This is a genomic window from Streptomyces sp. NPDC033178, from assembly GCF_055577685.1.
The window spans coordinates 650,383-675,062 of record NZ_JBVIPT010000001.1 but is presented as its reverse complement, the minus strand read 5'-3'; the positions used below and the strand labels follow the sequence as shown (position 1 = coordinate 675,062).

At 70.9% G+C, this 24,680-nt stretch carries 20 protein-coding genes; 11 read left to right on the top strand and 9 right to left on the bottom strand.

From position 1 onward, the window contains the following. Positions 1–283: 283 nt before the first annotated feature. Both ACZ5VQ_RS03275 and ACZ5VQ_RS03270 read left to right on the top strand, forming a co-directional pair. Positions 284–1,459 (top strand): serine hydrolase domain-containing protein, encoded by a 1,176-nt coding sequence (locus tag ACZ5VQ_RS03275; protein ID WP_469103570.1) that lies wholly within the window; start codon positions 284–286, stop codon positions 1,457–1,459. Positions 1,460–1,658: 199 nt separating this feature from the next. Further along, complete coding sequence (locus ACZ5VQ_RS03270) at positions 1,659–3,308, top strand: cellulase family glycosylhydrolase (protein WP_469103569.1); 1,650 nt, start codon at positions 1,659–1,661, stop codon at positions 3,306–3,308. Between the two features lie 74 nt (positions 3,309–3,382). Here ACZ5VQ_RS03270 and ACZ5VQ_RS03265 read toward each other — a convergent pair whose 3' ends face one another. Further along, positions 3,383–4,087: a GAF and ANTAR domain-containing protein gene (locus ACZ5VQ_RS03265; RefSeq protein ID WP_362083992.1), complete on the bottom strand. Its 705-nt coding sequence runs from the start codon at positions 4,085–4,087 to the stop codon at positions 3,383–3,385. 111 nt (positions 4,088–4,198) lie between these two features. Next, positions 4,199–4,573 carry a MerR family transcriptional regulator gene (locus ACZ5VQ_RS03260; protein ID WP_469103422.1) on the bottom strand — a complete coding sequence of 125 codons (375 nt, stop codon included), beginning with the start codon at positions 4,571–4,573 and terminating at the stop codon, positions 4,199–4,201. Positions 4,574–4,652: 79 nt separating this feature from the next. Between ACZ5VQ_RS03260 and ACZ5VQ_RS03255 the strand changes: the two genes are divergently transcribed. The 3 genes from ACZ5VQ_RS03255 (at position 4,653) to ACZ5VQ_RS03245 (ending at position 6,760) form a co-directional block, all read left to right on the top strand. Beyond that, a complete protein-coding gene (locus ACZ5VQ_RS03255; RefSeq protein ID WP_469103421.1) occupies positions 4,653–5,555 on the top strand; it encodes an NAD(P)-dependent oxidoreductase in 903 nt (300 codons plus the stop codon). A gap of 61 nt (positions 5,556–5,616) precedes the next feature. Beyond that, positions 5,617–6,048, top strand: coding sequence for a PPOX class F420-dependent oxidoreductase (locus tag ACZ5VQ_RS03250; RefSeq protein ID WP_200394082.1), 432 nt, complete (start codon positions 5,617–5,619; stop codon positions 6,046–6,048). Between the two features lie 352 nt (positions 6,049–6,400). Then, positions 6,401–6,760 (top strand): hypothetical protein, encoded by a 360-nt coding sequence (locus tag ACZ5VQ_RS03245; RefSeq protein ID WP_469103420.1) that lies wholly within the window; start codon positions 6,401–6,403, stop codon positions 6,758–6,760. A 90-nt stretch (positions 6,761–6,850) separates the two neighbouring features. On the opposite strand, the gene ACZ5VQ_RS03240 is transcribed toward ACZ5VQ_RS03245, so the two are convergent. Next, positions 6,851–7,306, bottom strand: a complete 456-nt coding sequence (locus tag ACZ5VQ_RS03240; RefSeq protein WP_362083981.1) for an ATP-binding protein — start codon at positions 7,304–7,306, stop codon at positions 6,851–6,853. An 85-nt stretch (positions 7,307–7,391) separates the two neighbouring features. Next, entirely contained in the window at positions 7,392–7,565 is a 174-nt protein-coding gene (locus ACZ5VQ_RS03235) for a CsbD family protein (RefSeq protein WP_362083978.1), read from the bottom strand. Positions 7,566–7,738: 173 nt separating this feature from the next. Between ACZ5VQ_RS03235 and ACZ5VQ_RS03230 the strand changes: the two genes are divergently transcribed. From ACZ5VQ_RS03230 to ACZ5VQ_RS03210, 5 genes are all read left to right on the top strand, one after another. Then, on the top strand, positions 7,739–8,704 hold the full coding sequence (locus ACZ5VQ_RS03230; RefSeq protein ID WP_469103419.1) for a YihY/virulence factor BrkB family protein: 966 nt from the start codon (positions 7,739–7,741) through the stop codon (positions 8,702–8,704). A 234-nt stretch (positions 8,705–8,938) separates the two neighbouring features. Next, a complete protein-coding gene (locus ACZ5VQ_RS03225) occupies positions 8,939–9,142 on the top strand; it encodes a cold-shock protein (protein ID WP_055614959.1) in 204 nt (67 codons plus the stop codon). A 213-nt stretch (positions 9,143–9,355) separates the two neighbouring features. Beyond that, positions 9,356–10,885, top strand: coding sequence for a DEAD/DEAH box helicase (locus ACZ5VQ_RS03220; RefSeq protein ID WP_469103418.1), 1,530 nt, complete (start codon positions 9,356–9,358; stop codon positions 10,883–10,885). A 100-nt stretch (positions 10,886–10,985) separates the two neighbouring features. Continuing rightward, positions 10,986–11,417, top strand: coding sequence for a hypothetical protein (locus ACZ5VQ_RS03215; RefSeq protein WP_362083970.1), 432 nt, complete (start codon positions 10,986–10,988; stop codon positions 11,415–11,417). 133 nt (positions 11,418–11,550) lie between these two features. Next, positions 11,551–12,318, top strand: a complete 768-nt coding sequence (locus ACZ5VQ_RS03210; protein WP_469103417.1) for a YqjF family protein — start codon at positions 11,551–11,553, stop codon at positions 12,316–12,318. A gap of 37 nt (positions 12,319–12,355) precedes the next feature. Here the strand turns inward: ACZ5VQ_RS03210 and ACZ5VQ_RS03205 are convergent, their stop codons facing one another. The 3 genes from ACZ5VQ_RS03205 to rutA form a co-directional block, all read right to left on the bottom strand. Next, the gene (locus ACZ5VQ_RS03205; protein WP_469103416.1) at positions 12,356–14,911 is read right to left on the bottom strand and encodes a SpoIIE family protein phosphatase; all 2,556 of its coding nucleotides are present in this window, start codon (positions 14,909–14,911) and stop codon (positions 12,356–12,358) included. A 238-nt stretch (positions 14,912–15,149) separates the two neighbouring features. Next, positions 15,150–15,848 (bottom strand): LuxR C-terminal-related transcriptional regulator, encoded by a 699-nt coding sequence (locus tag ACZ5VQ_RS03200; RefSeq protein ID WP_469103415.1) that lies wholly within the window; start codon positions 15,846–15,848, stop codon positions 15,150–15,152. Between the two features lie 159 nt (positions 15,849–16,007). After that, positions 16,008–17,090, bottom strand: coding sequence for a pyrimidine utilization protein A (gene rutA, locus ACZ5VQ_RS03195; RefSeq protein ID WP_469103414.1), 1,083 nt, complete (start codon positions 17,088–17,090; stop codon positions 16,008–16,010). 209 nt (positions 17,091–17,299) lie between these two features. Between rutA and ACZ5VQ_RS03190 the strand changes: the two genes are divergently transcribed. Then, the gene (locus ACZ5VQ_RS03190; protein ID WP_469103413.1) at positions 17,300–20,248 is read left to right on the top strand and encodes a SpoIIE family protein phosphatase; all 2,949 of its coding nucleotides are present in this window, start codon (positions 17,300–17,302) and stop codon (positions 20,246–20,248) included. A 39-nt stretch (positions 20,249–20,287) separates the two neighbouring features. Here the strand turns inward: ACZ5VQ_RS03190 and ACZ5VQ_RS03185 are convergent, their stop codons facing one another. Both ACZ5VQ_RS03185 and ACZ5VQ_RS03180 read right to left on the bottom strand, forming a co-directional pair. After that, positions 20,288–22,291 (bottom strand): serine/threonine-protein kinase, encoded by a 2,004-nt coding sequence (locus ACZ5VQ_RS03185; protein WP_469103412.1) that lies wholly within the window; start codon positions 22,289–22,291, stop codon positions 20,288–20,290. A 63-nt stretch (positions 22,292–22,354) separates the two neighbouring features. Further along, positions 22,355–24,577 (bottom strand): protein kinase domain-containing protein, encoded by a 2,223-nt coding sequence (locus tag ACZ5VQ_RS03180; RefSeq protein ID WP_469103411.1) that lies wholly within the window; start codon positions 24,575–24,577, stop codon positions 22,355–22,357. Between the last annotated feature and the right edge of the window lie 103 nt (positions 24,578–24,680).

The following is a 24,680-nucleotide window of genomic DNA, read 5'->3' as shown; positions in this document are numbered from 1 at the left end:
GTGCGTGGACAGAGGTGAGACAGACACCTCAGGTGCTCAACGTGTCAAGCGGCGGCGACTGGTCGTACGGCGACTGGCCGTAGGGCGTGCTCGTACTCGCTGGTCGTCCGCCGAGCCCAGTCTGTCGTCTCCCCGCCGCTCCGGCCCATGGCCGGGCCCATGCTCTGGCGGCAGCGCGCCACGGCCCGGCGCCCTGATCGGCTGTTTGGAGCAGGTGCGCGAGCGGTGAGTCGCCCGCGAGCCGATGCTGGGCGTGTCCTGCCCCGTCTGCCCGGGAATGATGATGCCGCTTCAGCACCACTCTCGTCTGCGCCTGTGCCTGGTCACCGTGCTGGCCGCCGCCTCCATCGGCGGCGGGACGCTCCCCACGGCCGCCGCCGCTCCCGGGGACGGTTCCCACGACCACCCGGACCAACTGCAGCGACAGGTCGACCAACTGGTCGCCTCTCCGGGCGGCCCGCCGGGAGTGGTGGTCCTCCTGCAGAGCGGCGACAAACGTCGCGTGCTGCGTGCCGGAGTCGCCGACCTGGCGACCGGCCGCGCGATCGGACCCCGCGACCACACCCGGATCGCCAGCGCGAGCAAGGCCTACAGCGGCGCGGTGGCCCTGCATCTCGTCCAGCACGGTGCGCTGGACCTGGACGACACCATCGGGGCACGACTGCCACGCCTGCCGCGAGCCTGGGCCAAGGTGAGGCTGCGACAGTTGCTGCAGCACACCAGCGGTCTGCCCGACTACAGCCGGGATCCGGAGTTCCTGCGCCTGCTCGCGGCCGACCCCCGACGGCGCTTCGACTCGCGGCGCCTGCTCGACTTCGTCCGTGACGAGCGCCTGCTGTTCCGTCCGGGCTCCCAGTACCGCTACTCGAACTCGGACAACATCGCCGTCGCCCTCATGGCCGAAGCGGTGACCGGCGAACGCTACGAGACACTGCTCCGCAAGATCGTCTACCGGCCCCTGGGACTGCACGACACCAGCCTCCCGCAGGGATACGAGATGGTGCGGCCCTTCATGCACGGCTACGACGTCAGCGAGGTACCGCCGCTGGACGTCAGCGAGTTGATCGGCGCCTCCGGAGTGTGGGCCTCGGGCGGGATCATCGCCACGCCGCGGGACATGAACCGCTTCATCCGTGGCTACGCGAGCGGCGCCCTGACCTCCCCGACCGCGCTGCGCGAACAGCGCCGATGGGTGGACGGCGCCTCCGAACCGGCCGGCCCCGGCCGCAACAAGGCGGGGCTCGGCATCTTCCGCTACGCCACCCGGTGCGGCGTGGTGCTCGGGCACACCGGAAACACCCCGGGATACACCCAGTTGCTCGCCGCGACACCGGACGGGCGACGCTCCCTCACCGTCTCGCTCACCACCCAGGTGAACCAGACCACGACCCCGGACCTGCTGCGGAAGGTCCGTGCGATGGAGGAATCGGCCGTGTGCGCGCTGCAGCGCATGCGGTGACCGCCGGAGGGGGCCTCGGCGTCCAGATTGCGCGATGCCTTGACATGTTCCTGCCGCAGTGCCTCTATGGGAGCGCTCCCACGTTTCTTCTGATGCTCAGGTTTCTTGGCGCTCACTCCCTGGAGTCGCAGTGAGAACAACAAGAAGCACCATACGAAGCACGACGAGAAGCACCATACGAAGCACGTCGACCAGCGCGATACGAGCGAACCACGTCGCCGCCCCCCTGGTCCGACTGGTCACCCTCCTCGGGCTCGTGGCTTTCGGCGTCCTGGGTCCGGCGACGGCCCACGCCCAGTCGCCCGGCACCCTCGCCACCGGCCTCCACATCACCGACGGCCGCCTGGTCGAGGGCAATGGGAACGACTTCATCATGCGCGGCGTCAACCACGCCCACACCTGGTACCCGGGCGAGACGCAGTCGCTGGCCGACGTCAAGGCGCTCGGCGCCAACACCGTCCGCGTCGTCCTCTCCAACGGTCACCGCTGGACCAGGAACAGCGCGGCGGACGTCGCCGCCGTCGTCGGCCAGTGCAAGGCCAACCGGCTCATCTGCGTCCTGGAGGTGCACGACACCACCGGATACGGCGAGGACGCCGCGGCCGGCACTCTCGACCAGGCGGCCGACTACTGGATCGGGCTCAAGGACGTACTGGTCGGTGAGGAGAACTACGTCATCGTCAACATCGGCAACGAGCCCTGGGGCAACACAAACCCGGCAGGCTGGACCGATCCCACGATCGCCGCGATCAAGAAGCTGCGCAACGCCGGATTCGAGCACACGATCATGGTGGACGCGCCCAACTGGGGCCAGGACTGGCAGGGCGTCATGCGGGCCAACGCCCAGTCCGTGTACGACGCCGACACCACCGGCAACCTGGTCTTCTCGATCCACATGTACAGCGTCTACGACACCGCCCAGGAGATCACCGACTACCTGAACGCCTTCGTCGACGCCGGACTCCCCATCCTCATCGGTGAGTTCGGCGGGCCTCCCGACCAGTGGGGCGACCCTGACGAGAACACCATGATGGCGACGGCCCAGCAGCTCAGGCTCGGCTATCTGGCCTGGAGCTGGAGCGGCAACACCGATCCGATCCTCGACCTGTCGATCGGCTTCGACCCCGACCGGCTCAGCTCCTGGGGGCAGCGCATCTTCAACGGCGCCAACGGCATCGCCCAGACCTCCCGGGAGGCGACGGTCTTCGGCGGCGGTAACCCGGGGGACACCCAGGCCCCGACCGCCCCCGGAACACCGACCGCCTCCGCGGTGACGGCCACCTCGCTCACCCTCGCCTGGAGCGCCGCCACCGACAACGTCGGCGTCACCGGCTACGACGTGGTCCGTGTCAACGGCGGCTCCGAGACCACGGTCGCCGCCTCCACCAACAACACCGTCGCCGTGACAGGCCTGACCGCCGCCACGACGTACACCTTCGCCGTCTACGCCCGCGACGCCGCCGGGAACCGCTCGGCCCGCTCGGCCACGGTGAACGTCACCACCGACCAGGGCGGCGGCACGCCCGGTGCCGGCTGCTCGGTCGGCTACCGCGTCGTCGGCGAGTGGCCGGGCGGCTTCCAGGGTGAGATCACCATCCGCAACACCGGCACCACCGCCATCAGCGGCTGGACACTCGCCTTCGCCTTCGCCAACGGCCAGACCGTCACCAACATGTGGGGCGGGACCTCCACCCAGAGCGGCGGCGCGGTGAGCGTCACCCCCGCCTCCTACACCTCCACCGTCCCCGCCGCCGGCTCGGTCACCGTCGGCTTCACCGGCAGCAAGGGTGCCACCAACACCGCTCCGACCGCGTTCAGGCTCAACGGCACCACCTGCGCCACCACTTGACCCGCCGTTCGCCCTTGCCGGTGGGGGCCGTCAGCCTCTGCCGGCCAGGCAGGCCCGTGCCCGGCCAAAGGTGGTCAGCCCGGCTTCTCGCCGGTCTCGCAGATCAGGCGGGCGATCTCGCGCAGTTTTACGTTGCGGTCCTGCGATGCTTTCTTGAGCACTTTGAAGGCCGTGTCCTCGGTCAGCCCGTGGCGCTCCATGAGGATGCCCATGGCCTCGCCGATCTCGTGCCGGGTCTCCAGGGCGTGGCCGAGCTGCTGATGCGTACGGGCCGCGGAGAAGGCCACGGCCGCGTGCGAGGCGAGGATCCAGCCGGCGCGCTGAGCGGCCTCGTCGAAGGTGCCCGGCTGCCGGGAGTACACGTTGAGTGCGCCGAGATCGTCGTCCTCGGTGAAGAGGAGAAAGCCCATCGCGCTTCCCAGGCCCAGCTTGTTCAGCTCAGGGGCGAAGCGGGGCCAGCGATCATGAGGTTCGCGCAGGTCATGGATGGTGTAGACCTGCTGGCGGTCGGTCACGGCGTCGAAGCAGGGGCCTTCCCGCAGATCCTGCTGGATCCGGTCGGCGCGGCGCACGAGATCACTCGTCGCCGCCAGTGCGTGCACCTCACCCCGCCGCACGGTGAGGATGCCGGCGTGGTCGCATCCGTTGATCAGGACCTTCGCATGCTCCACGATGCGGTCCAAGGTGTCCTGCGCCGAGTCCTGGGCCAGCAGATCCCGCGCCATCTCCGCCAGGGCGACGGCGAACCGCTCCCAGACCTCGCCCGGCTCGTCCGCCATGTGTCACCCGCTTACGTGGTCGAAGCGCCCTCGCCGCCCCACTGTGGCCCATCTTGCCACCCGGGCGCCCCCACCGCGTCGTGCAGGCCCGACCTGTCCGGCGGAGCGCGATCACGCCTGGGATCCCTGCGCCACACGCCGCTCGGTGGCGTCGATGTAGTCGTGGAGGACCTGGCGTGAGCGAGTGAGCGTGTCGATGTGTTCGTCCAGCCCCCGCAGGCGCGCCCGAAGGGTGTCCAGGAGCTCCGGACAGGGTTCGAGATCGGGGGCCGTGCCCGTGACGCAGGGCTGCAGGTACCCGATCTCCTCGGTCGACAGTCCGGCCTCCAGCAGCCTCCTGATCTGGGCCACGGTCAGGACGGCGTCGTCCGGGTACTCACGGTAGCCACTGGTGCCGCGACCCGGCTCCAGGAGCCCCTGGGCCTCGTAGTAACGCAGCTGATGCGTGCGGACCCCGGTCCGCCGGCTCAACTCCCCGATCAGCACGCCGATTCCCCCTTGACCTTCATACCGGTGTGAACGTTGACGATTCTGCCATGACCACCGACCCACCCAGGGGGAACGCATGACACGGAAGCACAATGCCGACCGCACGCCCGTGACGGTCATCGGACTGGGGCTGATGGGCCAGGCACTGGCCCAGGCGTTCCTGCGCGACGGGTACCCCACGACCGTGTGGAACCGCACCGCGGTGAAGGCCGAACCACTGATCGCGCAGGGCGCGACCCTCGCGGACTCGATCGGCGACGCCGTCGCGGCCGGCGAGCTCGTGGTCGTCTGCCTCTCGGACTACGACGCCGTGCACAAGCTCCTCGATCCGGTGGGCGACGCCCTCGACGGCCGGGTCCTGGTGAACCTGACCTCGGGCACCTCGGCGCAGGCCCGTGGGACGGCCGAGTGGGCGGCACGGCACGGCAGCGCCTACCTCGACGGCGTGATCCTGGCCGTCCCTCCGGGCATCGGCACGGCGGACGCCATCATCGTCTACAGCGGGCCCAGGCAGGCCTTCGACCTGCACGAACCCGCCCTGAGGAGTCTGGCCGCGGCAACGACGTACCTGGGCGACGACCACGCGCTGTCGGCGCTGCACGACATGGCCGTGCTGGGCCTGATGTGGGGCGTCCTGAACGGATTCCTGCATGGTGCCGCACTGCTCGGGGCCGCCGGAGTGGACCCCGCGGGGCTCGTCCCGCTCGTGAGGCAGGGGATCGGGATCGTGACCGACTGGCTGCCCGGCTACGCACAGCAGATCGCCGAGGGAACGTACCCGGCCTTCGACGCCACCATCGACACCCACCGGGCCGCGATGGAGCACCTCGCCCGCGAGAGCGAGTCCCTCGGTGTCAACGTCGAACTGCCCAGGTTCATCCAGGACCTGGCCGACCGGGCCGTGGCCGACGGACGCGGCGGTGACGGCTACGCGGCGATGATCGAGCAGTTCCGCAAGCCTTCAGGGGCGCCGTCATGACCGCCCGTCGGCCCCGCCTCGCCGGGAATAGCCGGCCCGCGGTCGCGACTTGGTCCTGGACATGACCGCCACACCATTCGACCCACGCACACTGCTCGCGGAGAGCCGACTCGGTGTTCTCGCGACGATCAAGTCGGACGGCCGCCCCCAGCTGTCGCCCGTCATGCCCTTCTACGACCGGGAGGCCGATGTTCTCCACGTTTCGATGACCGAGGGAAGAGCCAAGACGGCGAACCTGCGCAGGGACCCGCGAGCGGCGCTGGAGGTCACCGGCCCCGACGGCTGGTCATGGGCGACGGCCGAGGGCACGGTGACCCTCACCGGGCCGGGAACGGACCCTCACGGTCCGGAGGTCGAGGCGCTGGTGGACTACTACCGGCGCGCCTCCGGTGAGCACCCGGACTGGGACGAATACCGGTCGGTGATGGTGACCGACCGTAGAGTGCTCATGACGATGACGGTCACCCACGTGTACGGCGCCAGGATCCGCTGAAGGCGCCACGGCGAGCGCCGCCCGGAGCGGGCTCGGGCGGTTCACCCACCGCCGGAACGCGCTCATCTCGATGACGCGCGGGGCTTGAAACCGAGGGGCGCGGGCTCGAAACCGAGGAGTGGTATTCCGTAACCGGGACACCCGTCGGTCACGAAGGCCGGTCGAGCGGCTCCGGAGAGTTCTCCGGAGCCGCTCCGGCCGTGTTGTCAGTGCCCTCCGCAACAATGCGGAGCAGCGAGAACGTCATCGTCCCGGCGATGCGCGATCGCACCCGTCCGACGAAAGGCCGCCCGTACATGACGCCCACCTCCCACCGCCGAGCCGCGCCGCGCACCCTGGACGGAGACCGCTGATGAAGCTCCGACCCGTCCCGCGCACACCCGCTCCGCTCGGCCCCGGCGGTGCCGAGGTCCTGCGTCTCATCACGGTGCAGCGGGTTCCCGTCTGGCTGACCGTGCACGCCAACGGCCGTCGGCGGTACGGCTACTGGCAACCCCTCAGTTCCGGAGTCGGGCTCGGCGTCTGCCATGTGGCCCTGCCCACCGACGAGTGCGACGCGCTGCAGGCGGCGGGCCGGATCGTGCTGGGGGACCCGGTCGTGGACCCGGCGAAGACCACGTACCCCGTGCGGCCCGCGCTGCCGGCCGCCCCGCCTGCGGCGGGCACACCACGTCAGACCCGGCAGGCGACCCGGCAGGCCCTCACGGCGTGAACCGAGGGCCTCTCGCCACGTCGCAGCCGAAGACGACCGAATGCCGAAGCAGGAAGGCGGTGCCCGTCGGGAGGAGGGCGGCGCCCGGCCCTATCGGGGCGAGAGCGGTACGACGGCGGTGATGCGCTTTCCTCCGGCGTCGAGCTCCGAGATCGTGATGTCACGGGCGAGATGGCAGACGATCGGCCAGCCGTGGCCCCCGACCCGCGTGAAGCCCCGCTCGTCCATGTGCCGTGCCGATGTCGGCACTTCCTCGCTGCGGTCGCTCACCGACAGGCGTACGTCCCAGTCGTCCAGCGTCACCTCGAACTGGGTGACACCGCCGCCGTGCAGCATCGCGTTGGTGGTGAGCTCCGAGGCGACGAGCAGGGCGTCACCGACGGCCTCGTCAGCGGCCACGGTGTCGCGGCTGCGAGATCGTCGCGCGCCTTCGAAGGCGTGCCTGACCGCCTCGCGCACCTCCGCCGGACTGCGCGGTCCCGGCGAACGGGGCCGGCCGGGGACCGTCACCGACTCGATCGGGTGCGTCCGGTGCTCCCCGCACATTCTTCGCTCCTTCGTCTTGAAAGGACCTGGAAGTCGGCGGGCCCGCCGCAGCGCGCGACGGGCCCTGCGGAATTGATGATCGCCATCAGTGCCGGAATATGTCCTTCGTCTTTTCCTTGGCCTGGCGGGCGTCACCCTTGGACTGCTCGGCCCGGCCCTCGGCTGTCAGCCGCTCGTTGCCGACGGTGCGGCCGGCAGCCTCCTTGGCCTTGCCCTTGGCCTGCTCCGTCTTGGCTCGTGCCTTCTGGTTCTTGGCCACTGCAGATCACGTCCTCACTGCTTCGGCGGTGCACTCTACTATTACGGCTGACCGCAGAAAGCCCGTCCAAACACGGGTGGGTCGAGAATTCGGCGGGCTTCCCCCGAAGGACCGAATCATTCCCGACCCGGAAAAGGATTCACCGAATTTCACAGAACGAGGAGACGTGAGCGATGGGCACCGCTGGGCACGTCCCGCAGACGCGGGACATGATCGGGGAGGAGCTGTCCGGTGACGAGGCGCTCACCGCGCTGCGGCGCTACGGGGGCCGTCGCCTGCTGGTGGACGCGTTCGCCCGCTTCCGCTACGCGGACGGCTTCACCAGCGCACGCTCCCTCGGCTTCCAGGTGGTCCTGGGCATGGTGCCCTTCACCATCGCCCTGGTGGGCGTCGCCACCACCGTCCACACCGAGAGTGTCGGCCGGATCATCGAACTCACCCTCAGCCGGATCGTGCCCGGCGCCAGCGCCGACCTGGTCGAGGACGCCCTGGCCGAGACCGAGCGCAGTGCCGGGTCCGGGATCTGGAGCGCCCTGGCGATGTGGCTGGGCCTGGCCTTCGCCGTACTCAACCTGGCCTCGGCCATGGGCCAGGTCGAAAGGGGCGCCAACCGCATCTACGGGATCGAGCGCGACCGTCCGCTCCTGGCCAAGTACGGCCGGTCCCTGCTGCTCGCCCTCGCCGCGGGCATGCCGATGGTCCTCGGTTTCCTCGTCCTGGTCGCCGGCGACGCGGTGGGGGAGTCGGTGGTCCAGGCCCTCGGCTGGTCGCGCGACAACCTCGACTGGTGGGGGCCGCTCCAGGTGCCGCTGGGCGTGGTGTTCGTCTGGGTCGCCTCGGCGGTGATCTTCCGCTGGGCTCCCCGCAGGGACCAGCCGGGCTACACCTGGCTCGCCTTCGGCTCGGCGGTCCATCTGGTGCTGTGGGTCGCGGCCACCTGGCTGTTGGCGTTCTACGTCGCCAGCAGCGGGTCCTTCGGTGCCGTGTACGGACCGCTCACCGCCTTCGTCGCCCTGCTGCTGTGGGCGAACCTCACCGGTGTCGCGCTCTTCCTCGGCGTCGCCTTCGCCGCCCAGCTCGAGGCCGCCCGCGCCGGAATCACCGACGCCGTGAAACCGGACCCGGGGCCCGGCCCCTGAACTCCTCGTCGAGGCCCGTGGAGATCAGGGCGGGTCAGCCGTTGCCGTATGGGTGGGTCGTGATAGTCTTGATCCAGTTGCAATTGTAGTTCCCGCACACTTCAAGTGGCTCGGATGATTACATATCGCCGGGCGCTTTTGTATTTCCGGCGCTCTTTCCGGACGGGTTCATTGCGGCGACGCAGGGGTTCACACAGTGCGGACCCCCGGGTACTGCCCCGAAGGGGAAATGACATGGCTACTGGAACCGTCAAGTGGTTCAACTCGGAAAAGGGCTTCGGCTTCATCGAGCAGGAGGGCGGCGGCCCCGACGTCTTCGCCCACTACTCGAACATCGCCACCCAGGGCTTTCGTGAGCTCCAGGAGGGCCAGAAGGTGAACTTCGACATCACCCAGGGTCAGAAGGGCCCGCAGGCGGAGAACATCACGCCTGCCTGACGTCGAATCGTACAAGGCAGCTGGGGTCCCACCTCGCGGTGGGGCCCCAGCTTGCTGATTTTTTCCAGGAAGTCCTGACCGGGACTTCCTTCTTGTGTCACATCGCTGCGGCCGGCGCTTTTTCCGGTCCCGCACCCGGCTCGTTCTTGCAATTCGTTCGGCTTGTGTCCGCCGAGAATTCCTCGATACGTGCCCTATCGAGGAAGGTTCTTCATGAACCGCTCAGCTCGCACGAACGACGGTTTTTCCAAGGGCCGAAAGGACGGCTTCGGCGGTTCCGGCCGGGGCGGCCGTGCCCGCCCGCAGGGCCAGGGGCGACCCGTCACCCGGTCGGGTGGCAGCGGACGCAGGCCCGCCGCGGTGCAGGGCGAGTTCACACCGCCGACCACCGTCACCCCGGGCCTCCCCGCTGTTGCGACCTTCGGTGAACTGGGCCTTCCCGCCGAGTTGCTGGACACGCTCACCCGCCTCGGCGTGACCGAGCCGTTCCCGATCCAGGCCGCCACGCTGCCGAACTCCCTCGCGGGCCGTGACGTCCTCGGCCGCGGGCGCACCGGCTCGGGCAAGACGCTCGCCTTCGGCCTGGCACTCCTCGTACGCCTGGCCGGGCGGCGTGCCGAGCCCCGGAAGCCGCTCGCGATGATCCTCGTTCCCACCCGTGAGCTGGCCCAGCAGGTCACCGACGCGCTGACCCCGTACGCCCGGCCGCTCAAGCTGCGGCTGGCCACCGTGGTCGGCGGTATGTCGATCGGCCGGCAGGCCGGGGCTCTGCGGGGCGGTGCCGAGGTCGTCGTCGCGACCCCGGGCCGTCTCATGGATCTCGTCGAGCGCAAGGACTGCCGCCTGGACCGGGTGGAGATCACCGTCCTGGACGAGGCGGACCAGATGGCCGACATGGGCTTCATGCCCCAGGTCACCGAGCTGCTCGACCAGGTACGGCCCGACGGTCAGCGGATGCTGTTCTCGGCCACCCTGGACCGCAACATCGACCTCCTGGTCCGGCGCTACCTCCACGACCCGGTGGTCCACTCGGTCGACCCGTCGGCGGGCACGGTCACCACGATGGAGCACCACGTGCTGTACGTGCACGGGGCGGACAAGCACGCCGCCGCCACGGAGATCGCCGCCCGCGACGGGCGGGTGCTGATGTTCCTGGACACCAAGCACGCCGTGGACCAGTTCACCCGGCACCTGCTGGGCAGCGGGGTGCGGGCCGCGGCGCTGCACGGCGGCAAGTCGCAGCCCCAGCGCACCCGCACCCTGGCCCAGTTCAAGGACGGCCAGGTCACGGTGCTGGTGGCGACCAACGTCGCGGCCCGAGGCATCCACATCGACGACCTGGACCTCGTCGTCAACGTGGACCCGCCCGCCGACCACAAGGACTATCTGCACCGCGGAGGCCGCACTGCCCGTGCCGGGGAGTCCGGCAGTGTCGTCACGCTGGTGCTGCCCAATCAGCGCCGTGACATGACCCGGCTGATGTCCGACGCCCGCATCAGGCCGCAGATCACCCAGGTCCGCTCAGGAGAGGCCGACCTGAGCCGCATCACCGGTGCTCAGGCGCCCTCCGGGATCCCGGTCGACGGAAGCGCGCCGGTCACGGAGCGTCCCCAGCGCGGCGGTACCCCCTTCCGCGGCATGGGCACCCGTCCGGGACGCGCCGGTGGCGAGTCCCGCCGGTCCGCCGAGGCCCGGCAGACGGCCGAGGCCCGCAAGGCCGCCCGGGTGCGCCGCGGCGCCTAGACCGGGCACAAAACCGGTTCCCGAGTGGCGGCGGGCGCGGAGATCCACCATTTTGGCCCCAGATGCGATCATGTTGGCCACATCGGGGAAGTCGAGTCCCATGAGCGAATCAGAGTTTCCGCCCGAAGACCGGCCCGTGGACCTCTATCTCGACCTGTTGCGCGTGCGTATGGCGCCCTCGGACTACGCGGTGCTGCTCCGCATGGTCGAACCAGTGCTGGAGGCGATGCAGGAGCAACGCGCTGGGCCGATCGAGTTGAGTCTCGACGGCGAGGACGGTGCGAGCGTCTCGCAGGAAGTCCGCGACGAGGCGTCCCTCGTCGTGGCCGTCGCCGTCACGGGACGGCTGGACAACCAGATCGTCGAGATCGAGACCGAGGAGGTCGGACCCGTCAGGGTCGTCACGGACTCGGGCACCGCGGCCGATCCGGCCAGGTGCCAGGAGATCGCCGACTTCATCGGTGAACGGCACCGGCAGGACGAGGAGCTGCGCGGCATCGCGGAGGTGAGCGGCCTGCCCACCGATGTCTGACCCCCGCCTCGGCCCCGGGACCCCTCCGGGGCCGGCGTACGACGGTGGGCCCGGAACGACGGCACCGGTGCGTACCGGTGCCAGACGCGTCACACAGCACGCGTTCTCGCCGTGCCCCGGACAGGGTCCTGCGATGCTTTCGCTCGTGTCGATCACCTCGTCCGAGCCGGAACCGGTCACGCCCGACGCCCCGGTCGCACTGAGCCGCCCCCTGCTCACCCAGCAGTGGCTGGACCTCACCTTCGTGCACTGGGCCGTGGATCCGGCGGCCGTGGCGGGACTGCTGCCGGACGGCACCGTTCCCGACACCGTGGACGGCGTCACCTTCGTCGGGCTCGTCGCGTTCCGGATGCACAAGGTGGGCTGGCTGCGCCTGCCGGGAGTGCCGTACCTCGGCTCCTTCCCGGAGACCAACGTGCGCCTGTACTCGGTGGACGCGCACGGCCGCCGCGGTGTGGTCTTCCGCTCCATGGACGCGTCCCGGCTCCTGCCGGTGGTCATGGGACGCCTCGCGTTCCGGCTGCCGTACGTGTGGTCCCGTATGTCCGTGCGGACCGGCGAGGGCACCGTCGGCTACACCAGCGCGAGGCGCGTGCCGGGGCCGCGCGGCGCGTACAGCCGGCTCGTCGTCAGGCCCGGGGAGCGCATAACCGAGCCGACCGGTCTTGAGCACTTCCTGACCGCTCGGTGGGGCATGCACAACCCGTTCTTCGGCGACGCGGGCTTTCTGCCGAACGACCATCCACGCTGGCCGCTGCACCGGGCGACGCTGGTCGCGTGCGAGGAGAACCTCGTCGAGTCGGCCGGGCTGCCGACGCCGGTCGGTGAACCGGTGAGCGTGCTGTACTCCCCGGGGGTCCCCGTGCGTCTCGGGCGCCCGATTGCCCCGCCGCGCGGATGAGCCCGTACGGCTGCCCCCCCGGGTGGAGTGCCGTCGCTCAGCGGTGGTGCCCCGACGCCGGGCGGCGTGCCGTCAGCAGCAGCGCTATGTCGTCGGGGCGGTCGGCGACGTGCCGGGCCCTGGCGGTGAGCCGGTCGGCGACTGCGGCCAGCGAACGGCCGCCGGGGCGGGCGGCGGGCGAACCGGCCCGGGCCAGCGCCACGCGCAGCGCGGTGATGCCCTCGTCGATGTCGACGCCCGGCCGTTCGACCAGCCCGTCCGTGTAGAGCGCGAGGATGGCGCCGGGCTCCAGCTGCAACTCCGTCACCGGGTACTGAGCGTGTGCGTCGACGCCGAGCACGACGCCGCCGGGGATGTCCAGGACGTGGGTGCGGCCGTCCGGGAAGCGCAGGATCGGCGGGGGATGCCCGGCGCGGGCGACCCGGGCAAGACCGGTGACGGGGTCCAGCCGGATGTAGCAGCAACTGGCGAACAGGCCGGGATCGAGGTCGATCAGGAGACGGTTGGTGCCGCTGAGGACCTCGTCGGGCGGATGGTCGCCGAGCGCGAAGGCCCTTACGGCACTGCGCAGTTGCCCCATGGTGGCGGCGGCCTGGACGCCGTGTCCCTGGACGTCGCCGATGACCAGGGCGAGACCGTCCCCGGACTCGACGACGTCGTACCAGTCCCCTCCCACGTCCATTCCCTGGGTGCCCGCCAGATAGCGTCCGACGGTCTCCACCCGCGGATGGCCCGACAGACGCCGGGGGAGGAGCGCCTGCTGGAGCCCGCGGGCGAGCGCGGCCTCGGTGTCGTAGCGGTGTGCCTTCTCCATGGCGTGGGCGATCAGCCCGGCGAGGGCGGTGAGCACCGTGCGTTCCTCGGTGCTGAAGTTGCGGGGGCGGTCGAAGCCGAGAATGCAGGAGCCGACGGGGCGCCCTGAGGCGATGAGGGGCAGGAAGGCGCGGGCTCCTTCCGTCGCGTCGAGCGGGATGCCGGGGTAGGCGGCCGTGAGCTGGTGCATCGACTCGAAGAAGAGCGGCTTACCGGTGGTGAGGGTCTCCACGCCGGGCAGCCGGGTGTCGAGACCGACCCCGTCGAACGGCGCGAGGAAACCCTTGGGGAAGCCCGATTCCCAGGCGAGATACAGATGCCGGTCCTGCAGCAGGTAGATGGCGAGCCGACGGCCGCCGAAGGCCGGCAGCAGTTCCTGCATCACGACCGCGGACACCTGATGGGCGGTGACCGCCTCGGTCAGCGCGATCGCGAGGATGATCGGGCGGTACAGCGGAGCCATGGAGGTGACCGCGGCCGGGGATCCGTCGGCCAGGGGCGCGTCGGCCGGTGCCTCCGATCCGGGTCGCGGCGCCGGCTCGGGAGGCGGGTCCGCCATGCGGTCGGCCGGAACGAGCTTGCAGGTGAGGATGCCGGGCCCCGGGTAGACGGAGAGCGAGAACCAGTCACCTCCGTGGGGATCCGCGAGAGGCACCTCCTCGTGCTTGAGCGGCCGTACGACGTGGCAGTGCACCGGATGCGGTGCAAGCAGGGCTTCCCGCAGATGGTCCTCGTAGGCGGGCCGGTCGAGCCACGGCGCCGCCTCCCACAGGGTGCGGCCCAGAAGTTCGGACCGCGGGCGGCCCAGGATCTCCGCCGCCCGCGGATTCGCGTAGACGACCAGGCCCAGCCGGTCGAGACAGAACACGCCCTCCGGGAGCAGGTCGGCCGCCTTGTCGGCCGCCGAGCCGACGTGCGGATCGAGGACGATCCCGCGGACCGGGTGCCCTCCGGGCGGTGCGGCCGTGTCGTGCGGGGTCCAGAGGTCCATCAGCCGAGGAGTGCCGTCCACGGCGTGTACGTGCAGGGGCAGCGGCGGCGGTCTTCCCGCTGCCGTCTCCCGCAGGGCGGCCAGGATCTGATGGGAGTCGGCGGCGGCCACGGCGTCCGCGAGTGCCTGCGGGGTGTCGGCGGACTGTCCCGGCGCCACCCCGAGCAGGGCACGCAGACGGTTGTCGGCGGTCACGACATCCGTTGCCGGATCCCAGGCGAAACGCCCGACGGGCGCGGCAGGAGGGCCCGCGGCCGGTGGGCGCACGCACAGCGGTTCGTCGTCCCAGGCGACCGGAGACCCGTCGGCGTCCTCCAGGCTCCGCAGAGCCGCGCCCAGATCCTCGGCAAGCTGTGCCATGCGGTCACGGTCGGGCAGCACGGTGGTGGCGTCCGACGTCGAGGGGCGCAGGAGGGTCAGTACGCCGTAGACCGTCGACCCTTCGACCACGGGCACGTACACGGATCCGAACTGGAACGGCAGGCCGGCCGCGAACTGGGGGTAGCGGCGCATCGTCTCCGTGGCGTCCGGGAGCACCACCTGGACGCCCAGCCGGTAGGCGTCCGCGACCGGGAACCGACGGTCGACGTGCAGGCGCCACCAGGGGCGGAACAGGGGCCCCGGCAGCCCCGAGAGCACGGCCAGCCGCAGCAGCCCGGGCGTACTGGACCGCAGGTACACGCCTCCCGCGAAGCCGTCGGCCGCGCCGATCGCCTCCGCCGTGATCCCGGTCAGCAGTGCGGCCAGGCGTCCGGGCGTCCGGGTGTCGTGCTCGGCTCTCCCAGTCATCGGCCCTACCTCGTCCGTGCGCCGCCGAGTGGCTGACACAGCAAGAATGCGCCACGAGGGCCTCCGCCTGCACCCGGGCGGGGAACTGAGTGTGAATCCGCAGAGGGTACCGGTGCCCGTGCGGGCCCGGGTGTCCGGAACCGTGACAGTCAGGTGGCCGGAGACTACCGTCCGGCAGGTCCTGGGGACAGTACTCGGCCACCCGTGATCGTGGCCGTCGGGCTCGGCCCGGTCGGTGTCAGGCCGCCGGGCGCACCAGGCCGGACTCGTAGGCGAAGACCACAGCCTGGACGCGGGCGTGGGCGCCGATCTTGGCGAGGATGTTGCTGACGTGGGTCTTCACGGTGGTCGGGGCGATGGACAGGCGCTCGGCGATCTCGGCGTTGGACCAGCCGGAGGCGACGGCGGTGAGGACGTCGCGTTCGCGCCCGGTGAGGGTGCCGAGGCCGGCTTGCCCGTCGAGAGGGCGGGCGGGGCGCTGCTGACGGACGGTGTCGATGAGCGTGCGGGTCAGGCCGGGAGTGATGACGGCGTCTCCGGCGGCCACGATGCGGATGGCCGCGGTCAACTCGTCGGGGGTTGCGTGCTGGAGAAGGAATCCGGCCGCTCCGGCACGCAGCGCGGCGTAGGCGCTTCTCTCCCGGCCGGCAGGTGTCAGGACGAGTACGCGCGGGCGCTGCGGACCGGCTCCGGTGAGTTCCGAAACCAGCGGGAGGAGGGAGGGGTGGGCGATACGGCGGATGGTCGCGATGCCGTCCGTGTCGGAGACGTTGCTGTCCAACAGGACGACGTCGGGGCGGAGTTCGGCGCTGAGGCGAACCGCCTCGGCCCCGGTCGCCGCTTCGCCGACGACGGTCAGGTCGGGCTCGGCGGCCAGGAGCATCCGCAGACCGAGCCGCTGGAGGGACTGGTCGTTCACGATGAGTACGGAGGTCATGGCAGGCGTTCTCCATGGGGAGGGGCGATGGGCGGCGTCCTCGCCGGGGGCATGCGCGGAGCCCTGAACGAAACTGTTTCGTTCACCTCGATGACCAGAGTAGCTCCGCCACTATCGATACGGCACCGTTTTTGTTGTGGTCTGGCTCACTCCTCGCCCTCAGGGCGCGGCCGACCTGTCCGAGCGGCACTTCATCAGCGGCTGGACGCGCGTACCGAAAGTCTCGATGCCTTCGAGGAAGTCGTCGAAGACCAGCATGATCCCCTTGGTGCCGTCGACCCCGGCGACCTCGTCGAGCATCCTCGCGACGGTCTCGTACGAACCGACGAGCGTGCCCATGTTGAAGTTCACCGCCCCTTCGGGCAGCGAGATGGTCCGGGCGGTCGAGGAGTCGTCGGCGGCTGTGTCCGTGGCCGATTCACCCGCCATGTACGCCAGCGCGGCGAGGTCGGCGTTGTCGTGGTAGTCCTGCCACTTCGCCCGGGCCGCCTCGTCGGTCTCGTCCGCGATGACCATGAAGAGGGAGAGCGCCCCGACGTCACGGGCGGTGCCGCGCGCCATGTCCACGAGCGAGGCCGTGGTGTCCGAGAGCGCGAGGGGAGTGTTCACGCCACTGCCCAGGATGAAGTTGTACTCGGCGTGCTCGGCGGCGAACCTCATTCCCGTGCTGCTCTGGCCCGCGGCGACGACGTCGATGTGCCCGTTCGCCGGCCGCGGTGAAAGGACGCAGTCGTCCATCTCGTAGAACTCGCCCTTGAAGTTGCTGACTCCCTCGCTCCACAGCTCCTTCATCACGGTGACGTACTCGACGGCACGGGCGTACCGGCTGCCGAAGTGCTCGTCACCCGGCCACAGGCCCATCTGCGCGTACTCACCGGGCGCCCAGCCCGTGACGATGTTGACGCCGAAGCGGCCGGGAGCGATCGAGTCGACCGTCACCGCCATGCGCGCGACGATTGCCGGGGGCAGTGCGAGGATCGGTGTGGAGGCGTACAGCTTGATCCGGTCGGTGACGGCGGCCAGGCCGGCCATCAGGGTGAACGACTCCAGGTTGTGGTCCCAGAACCCGGTCTCGCCGCCGAATCCCTTGAGTTTGATCATCGACAGGGCGAAGTCGAACCCGTACTCCTCGGCCTTCTGCACCACGGCCTTGTTCAGCTCGAAGCTCGGCAGGTACTGCGGCGAACTCTTCGATATGAGCCAGCCGTTGTTGCCGATGGGGATGAAGACGCCGATGTCCATGCCGCTCCTCGTGTGTCGCCGTGACCGGAGGACTGCCCGGGGCGAAGGGGCGTTACACGGGGTGCGGGAGTGTCGAACCGGCCATCGTCACGACAGCAACTCAGCCTGAAGCAGCAGGTGTTGAAGACCAGGTAAGGGAGGGTGGCTGCGAAGGTGTGATTCCTGCGAAGGCCCGCATCCGGTGAGGCCAGAACGGTAAAATTTATCGTATGAATGCACGGCTGGCTCTGCTCAGCACGGTGGAACCAGGTGTCGCGGAGAGCGAGATCTTCCGGTTGGCACTCCAGCACGCGGTGGGCGAGCTCGGTGCCCTGGGAGGGATGATCCACCTTCGTGGCCCCATGTCCGCCCTGCGGCTGGTGTCCGCCGCCGGTCTCCCACCGGTCCTCACCCGGGCCTGGGAGATCATCGACCAGGAGGGCCCGCTGGCCCCCGCCCGCGCCCTGCACCAGGGCAGCGGCGTCTGGGCACCTCGGGAACTCACTGCACATTCCGTGGCCGGGGAGGCCGCATGGCCGGGCAGCGGACTGGCGGCCGCCCCGCTGTCCAGCGGGGACCGCAGCATCGGGGCCCTCTCCGTCGTCACGGGCGAGGGGGGCGAGCCGACCGCGGAGCAGTGGGACTTCCTGCGGGCCGTGATCGCCTGGACCGAGGAGCGCATGGCCCAGGCGCCCCCGCCGGCCGGGCCCGCGCAGACCGAGCTCAGCGGCGAGCGCCTGCGGCAGGCACTCAAGGAGGTCAGCGTCGGCTCCTGGGACTGGGACATCCGGACCGGCGACCTGATCTGGGACGAGGCCGCCCTGGAGCTCTACGGCACCAGACCGGCCGACTTCACCGGCAAGATCGAGAACTGGATGAGGACCGTCCACCCCGACGACCTCGCCCCGACGCTCGGCGCCGCTCAGCGGGCGATCCGCGACCACACGGTCTACGAGGCGGAGTACCGCGTACGCGGCCTGGACGGCACGTACGGCTGGACCCAGGCCCGCGGCAGGGCCACGTACGACGAACACGGCGAACCCCTCCGGATGATCGGCGTGGGCTGGGAGAGCAACGAGTCCCGGTCCGCCCGCGACGCCCTCAGCCGCGCCCTGCGCCATATGAGCGACGGCTTCCTGGCGTTCGACGACGAGTGGCGGATCACCTTCGCCAACCTTGAGGCGGAACGCACGCTGGGCCTCTCCGAGGAGGAGTTGTTCGGGCGTGTCCTGTGGGAACTGCCCTCCGCACAGCAGGTGCCCGGCATGGAGAGCCGCTTTCGCAAGGCCGCGGCCGAGGACAAGCCCGCCAGCTTCGACGTACACATGCCGGAGGACGACCGCCGCTACCACCTGCGGCTGGTCCCCGGCCCCGACGGCCGCACCCTCTACTTCACCGACGTCACCGAGAGGCGGCGGCACGAGGAGGAGCGTCAGGCCGCCGAGCGGGTCGCGTCCGAGCGCGCGGCCCAGATAGCGGAGCTGACGGCGTCCCTCGCGAAGGCGACGACCTCACGGGACGTGGTGGACGCGCTCGCCCCACGGGTGCTGCCGCCGTTCGCCGCCGCCGGACTCCTGGTGCAGACGGTCGAGGGCGAGTTGCTGCACACCGTGGGAGCGGTCGGCTACCCCGACGACTTCCTCGCCACTGTCGACCGCCGCCCGCGAATATCCGGCGACCCGGGCTGGGACGCGGTCACGTCCGACACACCGCTCTTCCTGTCCTCCGCGCAGGAACTCGTCGCGCGCTCACCGGGGCAGGCCGATCTGCCCGGGCGTGCGGGCAAACAGGCGTGGGCGTTCCTGCCGTTGACGGCGTCCGGCGTCACCTTCGGCGTCTGTGTAGTGGCCTTCGACCGTCCGCGCCGCCTCACCGACGACGAACGCACCCTGCTGACCACGATCAGCGCCCTGGTCGCCCAGGCCCTGGAACGGGCGAGGCTCTACGACGCCGAACACACCCGATCCCGCGAACTCCAGCGCAGCCTGCTCCCCAGGGACCTGCCCACGCCGTCGGCATGCACGGCGGCGGCCCGCTACCTCCCCGCAGGACAGGGCATGGACGTGGGGGGCGACTGGTACGACATCATCCCGCTCTCGGGTGGCCAGGTGGCCCTGGTGGTCGGCGACGTGATGGGCCACGGCCTGCCGGAGGCGGCGACGATGGGCCGCCTGCGCACGGCGGTCCACACCCTCGCCGACCTGGAACTGCCGCCCGACGAGATCATGAGCCATCTGAACGACATCGTCGGAGGCATGGGCGAGGAGTCGTACGTCACCTGCCTGTACGCGCTGTACGACTCGACCACGCAGATCTGCTCCATCACCCGGGCAGGCCATCCCCCGCCGGCCGTGGTCCATCCCGACGGCAGGGTCCACTTTCCGGAACTGGCCCCCGACCCTCCGCTGGGCGCGGCCGAACCACCTTTCGAGACAGTCGAGTTGGCGGTGCCGGAGGGCAGCCTGCTGGTGCTCTACACCGACGGCCTGGTGGAGTCGTCCACGCGCGAGATCGACGAGGGCATGGCGGACCTGGCCGGGCTGCTGCACGCGGCGCACATCACGGACGTGGACCCGGACGGGGAACGCGATCGTCTCGAACGTCTCTGTGACACCCTGACGGCCGGCCTTCTCCCCGCCGAGCACCAGGCGGCCGACGACGCGGCGCTCCTCGTCGCCCGGCTGCACGCCCTGCCCGTCGAGAGGATGGCCTCCTGGTCGCTCCCCGAGGACCCCAGGGCGGCCGGCCAGGCCCGCCGCCACGTCCGTGAGCAGCTCTCCGCCTGGGGCCTCGACAGCCTGACACCCACCACGGAACTCCTGGCCAGCGAACTGGTCGGCAACGTCGTACGCCACGCCAAGGGGCCCGTCAGCCTGCGCCTCCTGCACGACGACGAGCTGGTCTGCGAGGTCTTCGACGGCAGCCTGACGATGCCCCGCATCCGCCGGGCGACGGAAACCGACGAGGGAGGCCGCGGACTGCAACTGATCACGGCGCTCTCCCGGCGCTGGGGCACGCGCTACACCGCCACAGGAAAGTGCATCTGGACCGAGCAGGCACTCCTCGGCCCCGACAGCCGCAAGGACGAGCCGTCCGACGCCCTGGAGCTGATGCTCCCGAACGTCGGGGAGTTCGACGGGGACCTGGACGCGCTCCCCTTCGGCGACCAGGAGCTGTAGGGACCGTCAACTGTCAGGCCGGGGCCGGAGCTTCGGCCCCTAGGCCGCGTCGCGCCACACCTTCACGTCCAGGGTGGCGTACGTCGTCCCGGACGAACCCCGGTACGTCACGAGCCCCACGTGTCCCGTCCCGCTGATGACGCACATCTGTCGGCCCGCGGTGAGGTCCTTGATCCAGATGTAGCTCTTGTAGCCGGTCGCGGCCTTGCACGCCTCCACGCTGCCCTGCCGCCCCGCCGGGAGCAGGGCGAGGGAGCTGCCGGAGGTGGTGCCGGGGGCGAGGACGGCGCCCGAGGAGTAGACGGCGTACGTCAGATCCTCATCCGAGCTGCCGGTGTCCGCCTTGGGGCGCACCGGGGTGTCCGCCAGATACAGGTCGTGGCTCGCGGTCATCCGGATCCCGGAGTACGTGACCGGGGCCGGGGCCTTCGGCGCCGACGGCTCGCTGGACGCGGCCGGGGGAGCCGGGCTCGGAGCCTGTGTGGGTGTCGCGGGCCCCGAAGGGCCGGACGGCAGCGCGGACTTGGCGGGCTTCGGCTTCTTCGACGCCTTGGCCGACGGGGAGCCGGACGCCGACGGGGACTTGTCGGCCTTGGGAGCCGACTGCGACGCGGCCACCTCCGAGGCCCCGGTGTCGTCCTTGTCGTCGTCCCCCGGGACGAACAGCAGCGCGGCGGCCGCCCCACCTGCGACGAGCACGACTGCGGCCGCCGACAGCATCCAGGGCCGAGCCCCGCGGCCCGTGCCGTTCGTGGTGACCGTGGAGGTCTGCGCGGCCGCGGGCTCCTGCGGCTGGGGCCATGGAGTCGGTGTGTACGCACCCGGTGCGGCCGGATTCCCCATCACGAACGGTCCGGGCAGCGCGGCGTGGGACTGTGCGGCGTGAGGGTGTGCGGCATGGGACTGCGCTGCTTGGGACGGCGAGGTGGGGGAGTAGGCCGCCGCGGGGCCGAAACCGCCTGAGCCGGCGGGGCCGAAGCCGCCGCCCGAGCCCGCGGCCCCGAAACCACCGGAACCTGCGGCCCCGAATTCGCCAGCGCCTGCGGCCCCGAATCCGCGGGAACCGTGAGCGCTCGGAGCCGCCTCCGCCGGTGCCTGGGCCCTGGCCTGGGCCTGATGGGCTCCTTCGGCCCGAGCCGCTATCCCCGCCACCAGCTCGCCCGGGAGCCATGCCCCCGATGTGTACCGGGCCTCGTCACCGCGATGCGCCTGGATCGCCTGAACCGAGCGGATGACCTCCTCGACGGAAGGCCGCTCGGCAGCGGGCTTGCGCAGACACTGCGCCACCAACTCTCGTATTTCTTCGGGTACTTGGCCGAGGTCGGGCTGCTCGTGCACCACCCGGTAGAGCACCGCGTGCGCGTCCCCGTCCCCGAAGGCGCCGCGGCCCGTCGAGGCGAACACGGCGGTCTGCCCCAGCGCGAACACGTCGGCAGAGGCGGCGGCCTCGCCGCCGAGCGCCTGCTCCGGCGCCATGTAGGCGACCGTGCCGAGGGCCATGCCGCTCTGCGTCACCGAGGTGGCGTCCGCGGCCCGTGCGACACCGAAGTCGATGACGCGCGGGCCGTCGTCGGCGAGCAGCACGTTCGACGGCTTGAGGTCCCGGTGCACGATGCCCTCACGGTGCACCGCCTGCAGTGCCTCCGCGACACCGGCGATCAGCCGCAGCACGGTGTCGACGGGCAGTGGCCCGTGGTCGCGTATCGCGTCGGCGAGGGACGGACCCGGCACATAGGCGGTCGCACACCACGGGATCGAGCCCTCGGTGTCGCTGTCCACGACCGGGGCCGTATAGAGCCCGTGCACTCGGCTCGCGGCCGCCACCTCGGCCTGGAACCGCTTGCGGAACTCGGCGTTCTCGGCCAGCTCCGGCCGGATCACCTTGACCGCGACGGCCCGTCCGCCCGGCGTGTGCGAGAGATAGACCCGCCCCATGCCGCCGGACCCGAGCCGTGCCACCAGCCGGTAGCCGCCCACGATCCGCGGATCGCCGTCCTCCAGCGGCTGGAAACATCCCGCGCCGGGCCCACCGTTGCTCAACACGCCCACTCCGCCCCAAGATCTGTTAAGTGGCCCCATTGCATCACGGGTGTGGTCCCGGGGTTTTCAGAGTCGCGGTATCGGCAGGGCGTACACCTTGTTGAAGTGCTGGGCGATCAGGGGGCCGTCGCTGTCGCAGGCGAGTTGCCAGTCGTTGATGCCGGCGTCCTGGCCGTCGGTGAAGTTCCAGAGCAGCTCGCCCTTCTGGGCGTCGATCGCGTAGAACCCGTCCCTGTTGCGGGCGGCCGTGACGAACACCGCGCCGCCGCCCGCGACGAGGGCGTTGCCCAGATCGAGCCGAGGGGTCCGGCGGAACCAGCGCCGGGTGCCGTCGGCGGCGTCGAACGCCTGGATGCCGTGCGGGTTCCTGGTGGTGCAGTACACCGTGCCGGCCGCTGCGGCCACGGAGGCGAAGCCGCCCTTCTCCTCCTTCACCCGCCAGCGAACCGCCCCGGACTCCACGTCCACGGCGATGAGTTCGCTGTCGACGGCGAAGACGGTTCCGCCGAGCACCACCGGGGCCGAGCGGGCGTCCGAGTCGGAGTTCATGGGCCGGCGCCACAGCACGTCCCCGGTGCTCGCGGTGCCACGGGCCGTGAGGCGGTGCAGCCCGTCCATGTAGATGAAGCGCCGGGATGCCATGACGGGCTTCAGATCGAGGCCGATGTCCTCCCCGCTGATGGGGATGACATCGGCCCGGCGCTCCCGCAGATCCGTGTTGAGGACGACGTTCGTGGAGGTGGCCGACCCCTGCGACCCGTCCGGGCGGCTGAACCGCAGACCCGAGATGGTGACCCGCTGGTCGTTGAACCCGCCGAGCAGCGTGTCGAACCGGAAGTCCTCTCCGAAGTCCAGGGAGAACCGCTCGATGCCGGTGACCGGGTTGACGCCCAGCACGGTCGCGCCGGTGCCGAGGGCGACGACATCGCCCGAGACGAGGAGGGGCGGGGTGGGGGACTGGCTGATGCCCCGGTAGATCCACCGGGGGCTGGTGCCGTCGGCGAGACCGAGGCAGAACAACGCGCCTGACTGCGACTTGAGCAGGGCCGTGTCCTTGTAGAAGACCGCAGGCGCCTCGACGAGCGGGTCGCCCCGGTAGACCCACAGCGGCTTCGGCGCCGGACCGGCCGGCTCCGGGGCCGACTTGGCCCGCTCCTTCGGCTCACCGAGCAGTGCCGCGACGCCGGAACCAAGAGTGACGACGCCGAGCGCGGCGGCCGCAAGGACCGTACGGCGGGAGGGACGCGGCCCGGCCGACCGCCGCGCTCGGTGGGTGACCGGGTCGGGCGACTTGCCGGGCGGCGGGCTGGGCGTCGGCGCTTCGGGGAAGACGACGCGATGGGGGCTCGGGCGCTCGGTGACGAGCTGCTGAACGGTGCCGCGCGGGTCGGTGCGGACACCGGTGGCGGCCATGTGGCCGGTGGTGGCGCGGGCGGGCTCACGCTCGGCGACGTCCGTACCCGGTCCGGGCCCGAGGTCCAGGTCCATGAGGTCGGCGGCCTGCCGGCTGATCGAGGCGGCCACGGGTTCCGGCAGCCAGCCCTCCCAGTCCAGCGCGTCGGTACCACCCGGCGCGCACGCCGCCGACACCCGGTCCGGAGTGGGCCGGGCCGTCGGGGACTTGTCGAGGCAGAGCTCGATGATCGTGTCCAGCGGATCCGGAACGCCCGTCAGATCCGGCGTACCGTGCACCACTTGGTACAACAGGGTGGCCGCCGACGAGCCGTCGAAGGGCGCGTTCCCGGTGGCGGCGAAGGCGAGGACCGAGCCGAGACAGAACACGTCCCCCTCCGGGCCCATCGGGTCACCCGTGGCGTGCTCGGGGCACATGTACCGCGGGGAGCCCAGCAGCACACCGGACAGGGTGAGTTCGTAGCCGTCGGTGGCGCGGACGATGCCGAAGTCGATGACCCGCGGGCCCTCGGCGGACAGCAGCACGTTGGACGGTTTGAGATCGCGGTGCACCAGCCCCGCGGAGTGCACGGCGATCAGCGCCTCGGCGAGTCCGGCTCCGAGGGCCAGTACCGACCTGGGCGGCAGCGGTCCGTGCTCCTCGACGGCGTCGGCCAGCGTCGGACCGAGGATGTGCGCGGTGGCGAGCCAGGGGACGGGGCCGTCCGGGTCGGCGTCCACGACGGTCGCCGTGTATCTGCCGCTCACCGCCCGCGCCGCGTCCACCTCGCGCCGGAAACGGATCCGGAAGTCCCTGTTCGCGGCCAGCTCCGGCCGGATGACCTTGACGGCCACGGTCCGCTGCTGGTCGTCCCGGGCGAGGAAGACCTCCCCCATCCCTCCGGCGCCGAGTCGCGCGACAGGACGGTACGGCCCCAAGTGCTCCGGATCCGTGGGACGAAGTGGCTCCATTGCCCTCAGCTCGCCTGTTCATCGTCGA